The 16384-nt window shown below is 63.3% G+C and carries 16 protein-coding genes; 13 read left to right on the top strand and 3 right to left on the bottom strand.

From position 1 onward, the window contains the following. The first annotated feature begins 202 nt into the window (after positions 1–202). The 3 genes from B5G20_RS01850 to B5G20_RS01860 all read left to right on the top strand — a co-directional run bounded on the left by B5G20_RS01850 (position 203) and on the right by B5G20_RS01860 (position 2354). A complete protein-coding gene (locus B5G20_RS01850; protein ID WP_158094361.1) occupies positions 203–1432 on the top strand; it encodes a radical SAM protein in 1230 nt (409 codons plus the stop codon). Positions 1433–1556: 124 nt separating this feature from the next. Next, complete coding sequence (locus B5G20_RS10100) at positions 1557–2057, top strand: hypothetical protein (RefSeq protein ID WP_143750193.1); 501 nt, start codon at positions 1557–1559, stop codon at positions 2055–2057. 33 nt (positions 2058–2090) lie between these two features. Beyond that, positions 2091–2354 carry a helix-turn-helix transcriptional regulator gene (locus B5G20_RS01860; RefSeq protein ID WP_255376936.1) on the top strand — a complete coding sequence of 88 codons (264 nt, stop codon included), beginning with the start codon at positions 2091–2093 and terminating at the stop codon, positions 2352–2354. Positions 2355–2854: 500 nt separating this feature from the next. Here the strand turns inward: B5G20_RS01860 and B5G20_RS01870 are convergent, their stop codons facing one another. Beyond that, positions 2855–3253 carry a hypothetical protein gene (locus B5G20_RS01870; RefSeq protein ID WP_087354442.1) on the bottom strand — a complete coding sequence of 133 codons (399 nt, stop codon included), beginning with the start codon at positions 3251–3253 and terminating at the stop codon, positions 2855–2857. 703 nt (positions 3254–3956) lie between these two features. On the opposite strand from B5G20_RS01870, the gene B5G20_RS01875 reads away from it, so the two are divergent. The 10 genes from B5G20_RS01875 (at position 3957) to B5G20_RS01920 (ending at position 13504) form a co-directional block, all read left to right on the top strand. Continuing rightward, positions 3957–4871: a transketolase gene (locus B5G20_RS01875; protein WP_087354445.1), complete on the top strand. Its 915-nt coding sequence runs from the start codon at positions 3957–3959 to the stop codon at positions 4869–4871. A 3-nt stretch (positions 4872–4874) separates the two neighbouring features. Continuing rightward, on the top strand, positions 4875–5804 hold the full coding sequence (locus tag B5G20_RS01880) for a transketolase C-terminal domain-containing protein (protein ID WP_087354447.1): 930 nt from the start codon (positions 4875–4877) through the stop codon (positions 5802–5804). Between the two features lie 251 nt (positions 5805–6055). Continuing rightward, positions 6056–7189, top strand: coding sequence for a cell division ATP-binding protein FtsE (gene ftsE / locus B5G20_RS01885; RefSeq protein ID WP_087354450.1), 1134 nt, complete (start codon positions 6056–6058; stop codon positions 7187–7189). Continuing rightward, positions 7179–8129: a permease-like cell division protein FtsX gene (gene ftsX, locus B5G20_RS01890; RefSeq protein ID WP_087354452.1), complete on the top strand. Its 951-nt coding sequence runs from the start codon at positions 7179–7181 to the stop codon at positions 8127–8129. The genes ftsE and ftsX overlap by 11 nt, the downstream gene beginning before the upstream one ends. Before the next feature lie 313 nt (positions 8130–8442). After that, positions 8443–10635: an RNB domain-containing ribonuclease gene (locus B5G20_RS01895; protein WP_087354454.1), complete on the top strand. Its 2193-nt coding sequence runs from the start codon at positions 8443–8445 to the stop codon at positions 10633–10635. Between the two features lie 239 nt (positions 10636–10874). Continuing rightward, positions 10875–11792: a hypothetical protein gene (locus B5G20_RS01900; protein WP_087354456.1), complete on the top strand. Its 918-nt coding sequence runs from the start codon at positions 10875–10877 to the stop codon at positions 11790–11792. Continuing rightward, positions 11782–12252: an SsrA-binding protein SmpB gene (smpB, locus tag B5G20_RS01905; RefSeq protein ID WP_087354458.1), complete on the top strand. Its 471-nt coding sequence runs from the start codon at positions 11782–11784 to the stop codon at positions 12250–12252. Before B5G20_RS01900 ends, smpB begins: the two co-directional genes overlap by 11 nt. 83 nt (positions 12253–12335) lie before the next feature. Beyond that, positions 12336–12584 carry a hypothetical protein gene (locus B5G20_RS01910; protein WP_087354460.1) on the top strand — a complete coding sequence of 83 codons (249 nt, stop codon included), beginning with the start codon at positions 12336–12338 and terminating at the stop codon, positions 12582–12584. 77 nt (positions 12585–12661) lie between these two features. Further along, complete coding sequence (locus tag B5G20_RS01915; protein WP_087354462.1) at positions 12662–13165, top strand: flavin reductase family protein; 504 nt, start codon at positions 12662–12664, stop codon at positions 13163–13165. Positions 13166–13360: 195 nt separating this feature from the next. Continuing rightward, positions 13361–13504, top strand: a complete 144-nt coding sequence (locus tag B5G20_RS01920; protein WP_087354464.1) for a rubredoxin-like domain-containing protein — start codon at positions 13361–13363, stop codon at positions 13502–13504. Positions 13505–14306: 802 nt separating this feature from the next. Here B5G20_RS01920 and B5G20_RS10260 read toward each other — a convergent pair. Further along, entirely contained in the window at positions 14307–15422 is a 1116-nt protein-coding gene (locus tag B5G20_RS10260) for a hypothetical protein (protein WP_087354465.1), read from the bottom strand. Then, the gene (locus tag B5G20_RS01930; RefSeq protein WP_087354467.1) at positions 15419–16132 is read right to left on the bottom strand and encodes a hypothetical protein; all 714 of its coding nucleotides are present in this window, start codon (positions 16130–16132) and stop codon (positions 15419–15421) included. Before B5G20_RS01930 ends, B5G20_RS10260 begins: the two co-directional genes overlap by 4 nt. Positions 16133–16384: the final 252 nt, after the last annotated feature.

The following is a 16384-nucleotide window of genomic DNA, read 5'->3' on the forward strand; positions in this document are numbered from 1 at the left end:
TTCCAATCGTCAATGTCGATCTGGATGTATGGGAAAGAGATGAAAGGTACCTACTAATCCTTGAACGGTAGCTAAATGGTAAAATGAAAAAAATATTTTATATAGGAAAAACAAAGCAAAATATATTACCACTGCTATCACATATGCTTACGCTCTATCCTTTTACTTGTAGATGACTTACTTTGCAATAGGGGGTGTGATTATGCGTTTTGGAGACCATATAGTACGGTTTAACTTAGGGGGCATTCCCGCCGTGGGTAACACTTCAACCGGCTCTATCGTTGGTCTTACGAAAGAGGGGTCGTCCCTTTGCGATGTCATGTTTACGAGGAATGTTACAGAGGCGGAAGTTCCTATCAATTGCGCTGAACTTGTTGATTATTTTAGAGAGCATGAGTTTTTTGAGGAATCAGAATTAAAGGAAGGTCATCGCGTACGTTCTGCCTACCTACACGTAAGCAACCGCTGCAATCTTTCTTGTGTGGGTTGCTACTCAAAGGACGATGCGCGCAATGTGGAGTCCGATCCATCGCTTCACCAGCTGAAGCATGCCATGGCTGTTTTGGCGGAGTTGGGTGTGGAGCAGCTTGTTATCTCCGGCGGCGAACCGTTTATGCGGTCCGATTTGCCTGATGTTGCCCGTGCGGCCAAGGACTGTGGTGTTAATAGGGTTGCGGTGCTCACCAACGGGTTGCTATGTACGCCGGAGCGTCTGACTTCACTGGTGGGCATAGTGGATATTCTTTCTATCTCGTTTGATGGTACGTCGGCAGATGCGCCTGCATATATCCGCGGCGAGCAGCGTTTTGATGCCTTGATTGGGGCGATTGTCAACGCAAAGGCAGCTGGTGTACACGTGCATATATTGCCTACGCTCCATGCCAGCAACGTTGATGATGCCTCCGCCTATGTGGCGCTGGCGGAACAACTTGGGACAACCGTTGGCTTTAGCTTGTTGAGCGGAAGTCGGGAAAACCTGGGGGATCTGTATCCCTCAGATACCTGCTTAGCTCATCTTGCGGATGTGATGTGCTCGCTTGGTCAAACGGTGGATGATGATGTCGTATTTAATGGTACACGTGGAGGCCTCAGTGCTTGTGCTGGCTGCGGAGCGGGTAAGGTGAGCGTGAGCATGGCGGCGGACGGTTCGGTATACCCGTGTCATATGCTCCATTATCCGGAGTTTCGCCTTGGCAATGCATATGCTAACAGTGCAGACCAGATTCGCGAGGAGCTCGCCGATTTCTGCCTGCCAACGGTCGATGAGCTCGACAGTTGTAAGGATTGCGACAAACGCTACTTGTGTGGAGGTGGTTGCAGAGCAAGAGCGTTCATAAGGTACGGTAGGATGGGGAAGAAAGACCCCTACTGCACGTTCTATCAGCATTTATTATACACCGCGGTAGATGAGTTTATCAATGAGCAATACTAGGAGGTCACCATGCTATTTGTAATCGAGCGCACTGATGAGATTTCCCCAACTTGCGTGCCTATTTGGGGCGTTCTGATCGGCTATTAGCTACTTTTCGCTGAGTCGATTGAGAGGTAGTCGAAGAATGGCAAACGGTCGTGCCAAGACGCGCTGGCTTACATTTGCGCTGGTGGTTTCTTGCGCAATCGCGGCAGCCGGTGTTCTTTTCAACTGCGTAACTTCAACTATGCGGACTGGCTACTTGTTGACCCATTCCACTCTATCTTGGGATGCAGGCCTTCTGCGCTTGTGCGGCGTAGATTTGGTCGGGGTGGTTATCGATTTTGTACTTCTTGGAGCATTCATAATGCTTACAGCGATAGTACTCCGCAGCAAGATTATGTTTGGCAAAACGCAAACGAAGTGTCTCGCTTGCGTGGCGGTTGCGACGCTTATGAAGGCGTTGGTTGGACTTGCTCTGCCATCAATTCAAATTCCTGAGATTGCTGGAGGATTTATCGGCCCCATCTCCATCGCCCCAACGTTAGACCTGCGCCTGCTTTCGTTTTCGTTCATGTTCTTTGCGCTTGCGGGCATTTTTGAGTACGGTAGAATTCTTCAAGAAGACTCGGACAGCATCCTGTAGCTGGTCAAAGGGAGGACGTCAGTGCCTATTGTCATGCGACTCGATCGAGTTATGGCCGATCGCAAGATGTCCTCCCTTGAACTTGCCGAGAAAGTTGGGATTTCTCCCGTGAACATCTCGCGTATCAAGACGGGTCGCTTAAAGGGCATCCGCTTCTCCACACTGACCGCCATGTGCGAGGCGCTCCATTGCAAGCCGGGGGACATCATCGATTACATGAGCGATGACGAGTATGCAGAGGCGTTTGGTGCGGCATCGGGTGCGGAGCACGATTCTGGGTCTTCTGGGAGGGCCTGACTGGTTATTGCGGGGGGGGTGCTGAGCGATGTCTGACGGTGGTCGCAATATCGGTTACGCGCACCTCGCCCCCGCATTATGCGGGCTGCTGAGTTATGTGATGTTAGGTGGAGTTGGCCGTTTGGCGGCCTCGGCCGGAGCGAGTGTGGTGCTCGTGTTGGTCTTCGGCTTGTGGTTGTGTTGCTCTTGCTGCTTGCCGTCAGCCGTGTCGCTTGGCGCGCGCGGGGGCTCGGAGCTGCCATGGCAGCTTCTGCAGCGGATGAAGCCCGGAGAGCGTTCGCTGCGTCGCGCGATTGTCGATGCGCCCGGACTTGCCGTGGTGACCGGCATGGTCGCGAGCCCACTCGACGGCCCATGGCTCTCGGCGTATAGCGTGGCATTGCTAGTGATTGGGATTGCGTTGCCGTATACGTTTATGGCCTATCACCTGTGGATCCTTAGACAGGAGAGGCGATAGCGCAAACGCGCGCCAGGGTGTTGACCGAGCGTCCAAGCGCGCTTTAGAGCGCGGCGCCCCAAATGATGTCGATGAGAAACAGCGCGTCCGCAATGGCGATGGCGCAGCCGCCGACGAGACGTTCGTTCTTGCATTTGTGGGGTCTGACCAGCAGAAGGTATATAGCCAGCAGTGTGCCCTCGAGTACGAGAAGCGCGATTTGAACGAGCGGGGCGTCCGTTACACTCGAAATACCGATGGTGAGGAAGAACGCGCAGGCAACCATGTCGATTCGCCCAAAGAGCGGGCTGCCCAGAAACGCTGCGACGCTAGCAAGGGCAACGAGCACGGCGTTGAGCGGAATGACGCGCATCGGGAAGAAGCTAGTTAGAAGAAGGGCGATATAGCTCGCCATAAAGACAGGCACGGCGAGCATGCGGCAACAGTTGCGAAGATCGTTCATGCGACACCCCCACGTAATCAGCCGCGACCTAGGGGAGGGCAGCGGCGACATACGGGATGATACCCGTGCCGCGCGGGGCGATACCGCGCGCCGTGGGCGATACCCCGTCTGGTATTGAGCCCGCTGAGCTGGCTTGAGGGTGCATGCGCGGGTTCACCACCTCGCAGTTTTGCGCGGAACGTCGGGCAAGATCGCGTGCGATGAACCCGTCTGTGAACCCTTGGGTTCACGGGGCGTGGTTTTGCACGGGACTTCTGGACATAGTCGCCGGTAATGAACCCGCGAGTTCATTTCCGGGTTCATTGCGCGCAGTCTTGCACGGCGTGCCCGCCCGGGCGACCACCGGTTCCGCGGCTTTCCTTGCCCACGCCTGTATGGTCGGCAGGGTGACTGCCGTTGCCGCGGCTGCTACCGCTTGCGGCCGCTGCCCGGTCTGCTCGGCCGACGCTTCCGGACCCAGCTCGCCGTCAGCGACCGCCCGCCTGCCAACCCGCCGCCCGCTCCGCCCCACATCCCGCCCCGCGCCGTGACGGTTCTGTGAACGCGCCCCGCTCGCAGTCGGCCGGCCAAGCATGATGAAACGTTATATCGCACTCTACGTTTCGTAAAAACCCGCGCAATTGCCCAGCGTTTCCTAAACATCACCCCCTAGCTGCTATGATAGGTTCGCTTTTGCCCACGGCTACAACCCGAAGGGACCTACATGGCAACTGACCAGCTCAGGAGTGCGTGCGCCCGTACCGACGACGAGATTGCCCTCATCGCCAACCGGATGCGCCGCGACATCATCGAGATGCTCGGGGCGGCGGGCTCCGGGCACCCGGGCGGTTCGCTCTCGGCAACCGACCTCATGGCGACCCTCTTTTTCTCGGGCCTGCTCGGCATGGATCCGGCCGACCCCAATAATCCCGAGCGCGACCGCTTCATACTCTCCAAGGGTCACGCGGCACCGGCGCTCTACGCCATCTTCGTGCAGCTCGGTTACATCCCGCACGACGAGATCCTGACGCTCCGCCAGGTGGGGAGCCGCCTGCAGGGTCACCCCGATCGTCACGCCTGCCCGGGCGTTGAGGTGTGCACCGGCTCGCTCGGCCAGGGGCTCTCGGTTGGCTCCGGCATGGCGCTCGGCCTGCGTCTCGACGCTGCCCACGCCGGCAACGGCGCTGAGCCACAGCGCGTGTTTGTGCTCCTCGGCGACGGCGAGATGCAGGAGGGCGAGAACTGGGAGGCCGCCATGTTTGCCGGCCACCAGCACCTCGACAACCTTGTGGCCATCGTGGACAACAACAACCTGCAGATCGACGGTCATGTGACCGACGTCAACACCATCGAGCCCGTGGCTGACAAGTTTCGCGCCTTTGGCTGGGAGACGCTCGCCGTGGACGGGCACGACATCGCTGCCATCCGTGCCGCGCTCGAGCAGGCCGTGGCCATAAGCGGCAAGCCCGTGTGCATCGTGGCCAAGACCGTCAAGGGCAAGGGCGTCTCCTTTATGGAGGACCAGGTGGGCTGGCACGGCAACGCGCCGAGCGCTGAGCAGACCGCTGCGGCGCTCGCCGAGATTGATGCCGCGCACGAGGCGCTCGCCGCAACCGCGCAGACCGCAAAGGAGGCGTAAACGATGGCACAGGCAACGCGCGCCGCGTTTGGCGCGACGCTCATCAAGCTCGTGGAGGAGGGCCATGACATCATGGCTGTGGACGCCGACCTCTGCGGCTCCACCACCACCGGCGCCTTTGGCAAGGTGTACCCCGACCGCCTGGTAGACGTCGGAATCGCCGAGCAGAACATGATCGGCGTGGCCTCGGGCCTGGCGCTCACGGGCCGTACGGTCTTTACCGGCTCGTTTGCCGTCTTTGGCACGGGTCGCTGCTGGGAGCAGATCAGAAACACCGTCTGCGACTCCGACCTCGACGTAAAGATCTGCCCCACCCATGCGGGCATTACCGTGGGGCCGGACGGCGCCACGCATCAGGCGCTCGAGGACATCGCGCTCATGCGCGTGCTGCCCGGCATGCGCGTGCTGGTGCCGGCAGACTACGCGAGCGCCTGCGCGGCCATTCGCGTGGCAGCCACGACTCCGGGCCCCTTCTATGTGCGCATGGGCCGCGAGCCGCTGCCGGCGGTCTACGATGATGACTTTGCGATCGAGAGCGTGCCGTTTGCCCGCGTGCTCCGCGAGGGTAGCGACATCTCCATCATGGCGTGCGGCGTTGAGGTGGCGCAGGCGCTCGCTGCGGCCGAGACGCTTGCCGGCGAGGGTATCGATGCCGAGGTCGTGGACGTGATGAGCGTGGCCCCGCTTGCCGAGGACGTGCTCATGGCGTCGGCCGCCAAGTGCGGGCGCGTGCTCACCGTGGAGGAGCACAGCGTCTACGGCGGCATGGGGTCGGCCGTGGCCGAGCTCTTGGCCGAGAAGCAGCCCGTGCCGGTGACGCGCATGGGCATGACGACCTTTGGTCAGTCGGGTACGGCGGCCGAGCTCCTGGCCTACTACGGCTTGGACGCGCCGGCCATCGCCCGCCGCGTGCACGAGGTGCTCCGGCGGTAGCAACCACCGGCTGAAGAGCTTTATGCGGGGCGCCTCTGGTTGGGGCGCCCCGTGTTGTCTCGGTGGGCGTTGAGGTGAGGGCGGGGATGGAGCGGGTGGAACACTGGCGCCGTGGCGCTTTGCACGGTAGCCGCCCAGCCGTCTGCCGTCTCCACAGACCCTCCCGCTCTGTGCCGCTTGTGTGCAGGTGCCGGGTGCCTGTTAAAATGTCCTCGATATGTAGTTCAAACGCACGACTCTAAGGAGCGCTTGTGGCCAACCACTTCCGTAAACCCGAAGACGGGCAGGACGAGGTCAGTACGCCGTCAGCGGAACCCGTCGTTGCCTCGCACTTTGCCCTTTCCACCGATGCGGACGCCGCGCAGTCGCAGGATACGGCCGACGCCGCACCTGCCGCCGCGCCCGCCCCGGGCGACACGGGCGCCTTTCTTGCGAGCGCCGGCGTGGCGTCCGCAGCGCCTGCGCCTGCTGCGGTGCCCGACCCGTTTGCGGCGCCCGCTCCGGCGGCCCCGCAGGTGGCCGAGCTCGCGGCCATCCCCGAGGTGACGGCCGAGCCCGAGGTCACGGCAGACCAGGCAGACGAGGTTGCCGACCTCAACGCGGCGCTTGCCGACCCCAACTTCACCACGGTCTTTGCCCCGGTTACCGAGTCGCGCCAGAAGAAGGCGCGCGACGCGGGTGTGGAGCCGGTGATTCTCTTTGAGCACGTCACCAAGGTCTACCCGGCGCAGCCCAACAAGCCTGCGCTCGACGACGTCAACATCGAGATCTACCCGGGCGAGTTCGTCTTTTTGGTGGGCCACTCCGGCTCCGGCAAGTCGACGATGCTCCGCACCATGACGCGCGACGTCAAGCCCACCTCGGGCCGCGTGCTGGTGGCGGGTCAGGACCTCATGCGCATCAAGAACCGCAAGGTCCCGTTCTTCCGCCGCCAGATCGGCACCGTGTTCCAGGACTTCAAGCTGCTGCCGGGCAAGACGGTCTACGAGAACGTCGCCTTTGTGCTGCAGTGCATCGGCAAGCCGCGCGGCGTCATTCGCACGCAGGTGCCCGAGGTGCTGCGCCTGGTGGGCCTGGCCGACCAGATGGACTCTATGCCCGACCAGCTCTCGGGCGGCGAGCAGCAGCGCGTCTCGGTGGCGCGCGCCATGGTCAACCGTCCGCCGCTGCTCATCTGCGACGAGCCTACGGGCAACCTCGACCCGGCAATTTCGCTCGGCATCATGAAGCTCCTCGAGCGCATCAACCGCACGGGCACCACGGTCATCGTGGCGACGCACGACCGCGAGATGGTCGACTCCATGCGCCGTCGTGTTATTTCGCTTGAGGCGGGCCACGTGGTCCGCGACCAGGAGAGGGGAGGCTACGGCAACTATGGCGCCTAGCAATCTCGGCTATTCCCTGCGCGAGGCGGGGAGCCATTTCTTCCGCAACTGGACCTCCTCGCTCGGAGCGGTCTTTACCATCTTTCTGTCGCTCTTTATCATCGGTCTTTTTGTGATCGGCTCGGCGATGGTCTCGTCGGTGATCGGCGATATCGAGCAGACGGTTACCATCACGGCGTTTATCTCCGACAATGCGACCGACGAGGATATCGAGGCCTTCCGCGACGAGCTCGAGACGTGGGACAACGTCGCCAACATCGAGTTCAAGACCAAGGAGGATGCGCTCGAGGACTACCGCCGGACCATGTCCGACCATGCGGAGGCCACCATCAGCGCGCTCGACGGCGAGAATCCGCTGCCGCGCTCGTTTGTGATCCAGATGCAGGATTCCTCGCAGGTTGAGGACACCGCCAACCGCATCAAGTCCGACGAGCTCTACCGCAAGATCGTGGATGACGACGACCCCGATGTGGACGATGTCGACGCCGACGTCAACGCGAGCGTGCGCTGGGGTCAGGAGGAGGTCTCGGTCCTCTTTGAGGTGACGGGCTACATCCGCATCGCCGCGGTGGTGCTCGTGGCGCTCCTCACCTTTATCGCGTTCATCTTTATCAACAACACGATCCGCCTCTCCATCACCGCGCGCCGCCGCGAAATCGCTATCATGCGCCTCGTGGGCGCCTCGAACGGCTTCATCCGCGGGCCGTTTATCACCGAGGGCGTGATCCAGGCGCTGCTGGGCTCGCTTTTGGCGATCGGCGCGCTCGAGCTTATGCGCAACATCCTCGTGCCGACGGCACAGGCTGCGCTCGGGTCGCTCTTTAACATCACGATCCCGGTTGACGTGTACCTGGTGACGTATGCCGCGCTTGCCGTGGTCGGCGTGGTGATTGGCCTGTTTGGCTCGGCTATCGCGATGCGGCGGTACCTCAAGGTGTAACGCCGCCTGTTGGGCTGACCGAGGGGCCGGCCGTCTCGCACTCCCTTCGCGCGTGGTCCTCGGGCATATCGCCGTCTGGCGATATGCCCTGCGGGAAACGCGCTGCAGGAATGTGAGGCGTCCGGCCCCTCTGCGTTATGCCGGGCGCGCGTGGGCGCCTTGCCGAGCAGGTGGGTGGAGGGAATGAAGTGCATCCGCGACGGTGCTTTGGTGGCGGCTGGCATGATGGTGTGACAATGGGGACAGGTTCGTTTGTCACGGGGCCGTGCGGTGCATGGATGCAACGGTTGGTACATAGGTTGGAGGTGTCGATATGGGACGCAAGAGACGCTCGGGTCATAGAGGCCCCACGCGGGGCGTGCGGCGGCCGAGTCTGACCGGCACCGTGGTGCTCCGCGAACATGGTGCACTTGTGGAGACCGCCGAGGGGTCGTTTCGGCTTGCTGGCCGGTCGCTCCGCGAGGTCATGAGCGGCGATACCGTGGCGGTGAGTCTCCATCGTGCAGAGCGCGGGGAGCGGCGCGCCGTGGTCGAGGGTGTGATCGAGCGCGCGGCCACCACGGTGGTGGGCACCTATGCCCCCGCCGGACCGCTCGGGGCGGTGCGTCCGCTCGACAGCCGCCTCAAGGCCGACTTCTTCGTATTGCCGAGCGACGCCTCTGCCCAGGACTTTGGGGTGGGTGAGGGCGACGTGGTGCTGGCGCGCATCGTGAGCTACCCCACGCGCTACGAGTCGGGCGTGGTGACGATCGAGCGCAGGCTCGGCGGCGCCGACGCGCCCGGCCTCGGCATCCAGTGCATCATGGCCCGCTATGACCTCGCGGAGGGCTATCCCGAGACTGCGGAGCGTGAGGCCGCCGAGCTCTCGCTCGATGTGGCCGAGGCCCTTGCCGACCCGCTCCGCCGCGACCTGCGCGACCGCTTTGTGCTCACCATCGATCCAGTGGACGCGCGCGACTTTGACGACGCTATCTCGCTCGCCCGCACCCCCGAGGGCGGCTACCGGCTCGGCGTGCACATTGCCGACGTTTCGCACTATGTGGCCTGGGAGAGCTCCATCGACCTCGAGGCGCGCCGTCGCGGCACCTCGGTTTACCTTGCCGACCGCGTGCTGCCGATGCTCCCCGAGCGGCTCTCCAACGGACTCTGCTCGCTGGTGCCCAACGAGGATAGGCTTGCCTTCACTGTCGATATGGAGCTCGATGCCACGGGGCGCGTGCGCTCGGCCACGATGATTCCGAGCGTTATCAGCTCGCGGGCGCGCCTCTCCTACGACCAGGCGGACGCGCTATTGGGCGGCGTTACGGCGGTGCGTGATGGCGGGGCGGAGCTCGGTGGTGACGACGCTACCGGTGGGGCCCGTGCGAGCGCGGACGACGCGGCGGGCGATGCCTCCACGCTGCCCTCCCTGCTCCCCGAGACGCCCGTCGGCGGTGCGCCGCTGGCCGAGCAGGTCGCCCGCGCGGCGGGGGAGGGCGTCGACCTTGCCGCTTTCCTCGCCGTGGCCGACGAGCTCGCCCAAAAGCGCGTTGCGCTCCGACATGCGCGCGGCGCGGTGGACTTCGACACCGTTGAGGTCCATGCGCTCTTGGACGACGCCGGCGTGCCCATCGCCCTCACGAGCCGCGAGCGCACCCGGGCGACGGGGCTCATCGAGGAGGCGATGCTCCTTGCCAACGAGTGCGTGGCGCAGCGCCTCGCCGCGCTCGACCGGCCGTGCGCCTATCGTGTGCACGAGTCGCCTTCGCCCGACCATCTGCATGCCGCAGCCTCGGCGCTCTCCGAGCTGGGGATCGCGACGCACCGCGAGGCGCTCAAGATCGAGCTAGGCGACCAGGCTGCCATGCGCGAGGTGCTCGAGCGGGTCGCGGGCACGGGCGAGGCCGAGATTGCCAACGCGCTTCTCCTCCGGGCCATGCAGCGCGCGGTCTACAAGCCCGTCAACGAGGGCCACTACGCGCTCGGGGCACCGGCGTACTGCCACTTTACGAGCCCGATTCGCCGCTACCCCGACCTCATCGTTCACCGTGTGCTCAAGCAGGTCCTTGCCGAGGAGCGCTTGGGCAAGCGGGCCGCCCGCGAGCGCGCGCCGCGTCTTGTGGGAACGGGCCGCGAGGCGCTCGACCGCATTCTCCCCGGGCTCTGCCGGAGCGCGAGCGAGCGCGAGCGCGTGGCCGATGCCGCGGCGCACGCCTCGCAAAAGGTCAAGGTCGCCCAGTTCTACGCCACACGCGTGGGCGAGCGCGCGACCGGGCGCGTGGTGTGGATGGACCAGCTGGGGCTCTTCGTGCGGCTCGACGACACCCGGGCGGAGGGCCTGGTGCGCCTCTCGGCGGTGGGCGACGAGTGGTTTGACCTCGATGAGCGCACCCTCACCCTCACCGGCGCCTCCACGGGCCGGACGGTGCGCGTGGGCGATGCGGTGATCGCTGAGGTTGCGGGCGTCAACGTGCTGCGTGGCCACCTCGACCTCAAGCTCATCCACCGAATGGGTACGCTACACTAGGGAGACACTGATTAAAGGCTTTCGCGCCCCGGGCCGCCGTGGCGAGGCTGATCGGGGCGAAGGCGAGGAAGGCGCAGCGGCGCTGCATCGACGCAGCCTGAGCCCCGAGGCGCCCGCCGCAGCGGTGCGGGGCGCGGAATGCTTTGATCGGCGTCTCCCTGGGTAAACGCTCAAACGAACGCCATGCAACCGCGGCGGCTCCCTGTGCGCCGCGGATTCGATTCTGGAGGAACCAGCTCATGGACCTGCCCTTCTCGCCCGACGACCTTGCCCATGCCGAGAACTTCCTTGCGCAGGGCGATACCGATCGCGCCCTGCCCTACCTGCAGGATCTGCGCGATGCCGCGGAGGACTACATCGCGGTGGCGTGTCCCACCACCGATGACACGCAGTACTTCAGCTTTGCCGACGAGTTCTCATGGCTCGCGTACCGCCGCGTGGAGAACGACCCGCGCCGTCTGGTGCCGGCGCCGCTGCCCTTTGACCACCTCTATGCCGATCTTGGCTACGCCTACATCCGGCAAAACGAGTACACGCTTGCGCGCGACGCGCTCATGCAGGCCGTGCGTTGGGACCCGATGAACTGTGCCCACCGCCTCAACTTGGCCGAGGTCTTTCATGCGCTCGGCAACGCACAGGAGTGGGCGGCGCTCTCGCATTCGGTGCTCGAGCGGGCGAGCGACCCGGTCTCGGCAGCGCGGGCCTATGCGAACCTCGGGTGCTTCTTCTTGGACGAGGACGCGAACATCGGCGCGGCGGCGGGTTGCGCGCGCGAGGCGCTGCGCTTGGCCGAGCACGATGCGCTTGCGGAGCACTTGGCCGAGCGTGTGGCCACCGAGCATCCCGAGGCGGCCGAGCTTTCCGACGCCGAGGCCCGTGGTGCCCTGGAGGCGGCAGGCGTGCCGGCCGAGCCCAACGCCGAGATGGCGATCTGTCTCATCATGTGCGCCACCGATGCGGCGGCGCAGGGCAAGACCGACGAGGCCACGCGCTTCACCATCCGTGCGCGCGATCTGGTGGGGGCGCCTGCCGCCAAGGCGCTCATCCAGCTCGTCCGCGAGGCCGATGCCGAGCTCAAGGCCGAACGAGCCGGCGCGGCCGCTGACGCTGAGGGCGGCTCTGCGCAGGCGGGGGAGGGCGAGGGCCATGCCGAGTAAGCGCGACCGCAAGACCATCGCCAAGAACCGCTCGGCGCATCACGAGTACTTTATCGAGGAGACGTTCGAGTGCGGTGTGGTGCTCACCGGCACCGAGGTCAAGAGCCTGCGCGAGCGCGCGTGCCAGATTACCGATACCTTTGCGCTCATCCGCGACGGCGAGTGCTGGCTCGTGGGCGTGCACATCCACCCCTACAGCCACGGGAGCATCTTCAACCGCGACCCCGATCGGCGCCGCAAGCTTTTGCTGCATCGTCGCCAGATCGACTACCTCGACGGCAAGCTTCGCAACCGCGGTTACGCCCTCGTGCCGCTCGAGCTCTACTTCGACACCAACGGCCGCGTCAAGCTCACGCTCGGGCTCGGCCGCGGCAAGAAGCTCTACGACAAGCGCGAGGACATGGCGCGCCGCGACATGGACCGCGAGATCGCCCGCGCCCTCAAGGAGCGCAGCCGGTAACGGCGTGACAGTGGGGACAGGTTATGTTGTCACGTGACAATGTAACCTGTCCCCACGGTCACGCGGCGGGAAGGGGAAGCACGATGTCCGTACGGGGTCATTTTGACGAGTTCTCGATCGGTACGCTTACGGCGCGCAACCGCTTTGTGCGCGCCGCCACCTACGAGAAGGCCGCCGACGCCCAGGGCCGCGTGACGCCGGAGCTCATACGCATCTGCCGTGCACTTTACCCCTGCGGCTCAGTTCCTGCCATCTTGCGCGCCGCCCACCGGCCCGCGTTTCCGCACGCGGGGCGTTCTGGTGTTTCCGCCCCGCCGTCGGCATCCGGCTAAATGCATCTGTGCTACTCTCAATAAATACCGCAGGAAGCGGGCCGCATGGCAGCGACCGCTCAACGAGGGGAGACGTTATGGATCTCACAGCCCTGTTCAAGATGACCTATGGTCTGTACGTGGTCTCGGCCGAGGCGGATGGCCAAAAGGCCGGTTGCATCATCAACACCGCCACCCAGGTAACGGCAGAGCCGCCGCGCCTCACGGTCGCGGTGCACAAGGACAACGTTACCACCGGCGTTATCCAGCGCGCGGGCGCCTTTACGGTCACGGCGCTCGACATGACGGCCGACATGCCCTACATCGGCAACTTCGGGTTCCGCTCGAGCGCCGACTTTGACAAGTTCGAGAAGTACGGTTGCGAAATCTCCGCGGTGGGCAGCCCCTATTCGCCGGAGCACGTCTGCGCCGTCTTTGCCTGCAAGCTCATCGACACGGTCGACGTGGGCACGCACTTCCTCTTTGTGGGCGACGTGGTGGATGCGCAGAAGCTCTCCGACGAGGAGCCGCTCACCTACAGCTACTACCACAGCACCCTCAAGGGCAAGACGCCGCCCAAGGCGAGCTCCTACCAGGGGTAACGTCGGGGACGTTGCTGGCTCGCCGCCGCCGTGCGCGCTTATCAGCAGCCGCTTCCCGGCCCCTGCCGGGCCTCAGATATGCATCTAGTTCTGTAGCATATATGGATGCGCGACAGTTGCCCGAGCGAGTGTTTGAGAACGTGTCGGGATGGCTATACTAGCGATACCGTTTCATCGCCACTGAAAGGAAGTACCATGGCTGACGAGAAGAAGACCTACAAGTTCGTGTGCGTCGTCTGCGGCTACGAGGTCGAGGTCGACACTCCGGAGCTCCCCGAGGACTACGTCTGCCCCGTGTGCGGCGTCGGCCCGGATCAGTTTGAGCTCGTTGAGGAGTAGCGCCTTCAGCACAGCGCGCAACTTTGCGCACAAGGCGCCCCGGTTCCCCGCGAACCGGGGCGTTTTTTGTATCGCGGGCTCGCGGCGGGCAGTGCGCCTTCGGGCTCCGCCTCAGCGCGCTTTCGGGCCTCACCCCGGAACTCGTTGGTGACGACCTGCGATGCAACTTGTTAACGACCTGCGATACAACTTACTAACGACTCGGATTTTGCTGCAGTTTGTCAATCATGCCGTCAAAATGTGCCGCTCCTTTGACGGACTGCTTCAGAATGTAGGCCCGCGTCAAAATTGCTCTGCGGCTTGTAAAGCCATCGAGCCACATGGCCCCCTTGATTGACGATCTGCGATGCAACTCGGCGACATCTCGCGTTATGGTGCGGATCGTCAATCTATCGAGCTACATAGCTCCCTTGTTTGACGACTTGCGATGCAACTTTGGCGGCATTTCATGTTGTACTGCAGATTGTCAATCGGGGCCTCCGGTTAATCGGTGTCTCTGGTGCGTTTCCCCATCATTCGACAATTTGAATTGACAATCTGCGCTCAAACTTTCGACATGCCCTGGATTGCATCGCAATTTGTCAAACAGGTAGCGTAATGCCACGGATTCTTTGCTGATCTGAGGCGCAACTTCTCCCTGCATTGTTTCATCCCCGCGACGCCTCGGGTTCTGCAGCGGCCTGTCAAACAGGAGAGTGAGCGCACGTGGCGACCGATCCCTGCTACGTGTTCGACTGTCTGCTATGTAGGCTCCGGCCCCAGCGCATGAGCGCGCGTGCCAAACGTTGCGCGGGCTGCCTCTTCAGTGTGTTTGAGTCTTCTTGTCGAACTGTGCCCAAGTTTTGTGCCACTGGAGGGCTCGTGAGCTGTCTTGGGGGATGCCCGCAGTTCTGAGCAGGTGATGGAGGCGAGCAGGATGGGAGAGGTCATCGTACGTGAAGCGTAGGACGGGATACCCAAGGAGTGTCAGACGGCTCTCGCGCTGCCGCTCGCGCACAAGAACCGCGACGGCATCTTCTCCGTTGGTGAGGTCTGGGTCGTGGTTTTTTGCCATACCATCAAATTCTCCGATGAGATTGCGCCCATCGGGGAGGCGCCAGAAAAAGTCAACGCGCAGTACATGGTTTTGGTCGCAAGGGTCGGTAAACGTTACCTGAAGGTCGGGGAGGTCATACCCGTTGGCAATGAGAAACGCTCGCACGCGCGACTCCCCGCCGCTCTCTGCACGGGCATCCGCGAACCGAAGAATAAACCTTGCTCGCGCCGCTCCGTCGCGCCGCTGGCAGGCATGCTCGACCTCGGCGAGGAATGAGGGGACTTCGTTGGAGTTTTGAGCGTGAAGCGCCGAATCCATCACAGCGAGTGCGTAGCTGAAGGGTGCTTGTCGGAGCACCTCGCCCACGGCATGTGGGAGGCTGAGGACGCGAATGCCATCGTTTGTCTCGACGCGGTCGCTTGGATAGGGACTTCTGCTGATGACGGGGTCGGGAGGACTCGGCTGCCGTTTGGAGATGATGGGAAGTTCTTCGAGAAGGGGATAGGGGACCTCAATGCCCCACGACAGTGCGGCCGCCCACGAACGGAACGTCCACGTAGGGTGCAATCTTCCTAGGCCGTGCATGAGGTGAAAGGCTTGTTCTCTCGGATTGAGCTCCCGCCAGTAGGAAGGACGTACGTACAGCCCGGGTGCCGGCGAGAGGCAATACTGTTGCTGGGTGCGTCGCATAAAGGCGCGTGCGAGCGCATCCCCGCTGGCGATGGCACAGTGGTGTTGGGCCTCTGCCGCGTCGAGGGCGGAATCGAGTTTGCCCTGCAGCGCCGTGGCTGCGGGCTGACGCCCGTCGGCCACCGGGCCATGCGCCGCGCTGATGGACGCTGCGTTCCCGAGCCCGGCACCCATAGCTTGTGGGGTGCTCATAGCTCAATGGGAATGGTGGTGGTGTGCCGGTAGCGTCCGTCGATGCCGATGAGGTCGCGGAGCATGCGCAAGAAGAAGCTCGCCTGTGCGGCATCGGGCCTAAGCTGGGTGTCCTCGGGGTGCACAAAGCCCGGTCCGTCGACGGCGGTCTCGTGGGCGGGTGCGCGGTCGTAGAGGTGGCACGAGCCGACAGGCGTCCACGGGCCGGCGGCGCGCGCGATGCGCATGCCAATCGTCCCGTCGCGCCACTGCTCTTTGCGGCACAGCACGGGGTCGAGAACGTCGTACCGGTGGCCGTCACGCACGTCGGCCAGCGCGCAGATGCCGGTCTCGCGGTCTTTGTAGAGGATCTCAAAGCGTGAGAAAAACTGCGAGTCCGCGATGCGCCTGAGCCGGGCGAGCTGTGCGCCGTCAACGTCTGCCGGGTGGGCGACAAACTGCTCGAGGGGCGTCCGCCCCGCAAAGAACGCAAAGTCGAAGAGCACCCAGTCGGTAAAGAGCAGCGCGAGGGTTTGGTTGTCGAGAAAGGGCTCCTCGTCGTACAAAAAGGCAGGGCGCACAAAGTCGAGGAAGACCTCGTTGGCAGGTTCGAGCAACAGAGCCTTGTGCGCCTGCCAGTACCGGCTGACGGCATCGATATCCTCGACGGGGCATGCGTCCTGCGCAGCTTGTCCGCGCCCGCGTTCGCTGCCGGGGGCGTGTTCGTCCATCGCGTCTCTCTCAGGCGTGCGTCTGGTGCCACGCGCTATCTGGGGCGGCCTGCCCTGCGGTCGCATCGGACATCCAGAATCCTTGGCGTGCCCGACCTCTGCGGGCACCTGCTCTCGGCATTCGGTCGATTCAATCTCTGACTGTGCAACTGCTGCGCTCATCGTCGTCTCCCTCTCGCCGGTCTCCGCATTCACTGCGGCATGAGCCGAGCGTAAGGGGCGCATCTAACCGTTTTCTGACCGTTTCTTGCA

The organism is Collinsella sp. An7 (assembly GCF_002159335.1).
Classification (GTDB): domain Bacteria; phylum Actinomycetota; class Coriobacteriia; order Coriobacteriales; family Coriobacteriaceae; genus Coprousia.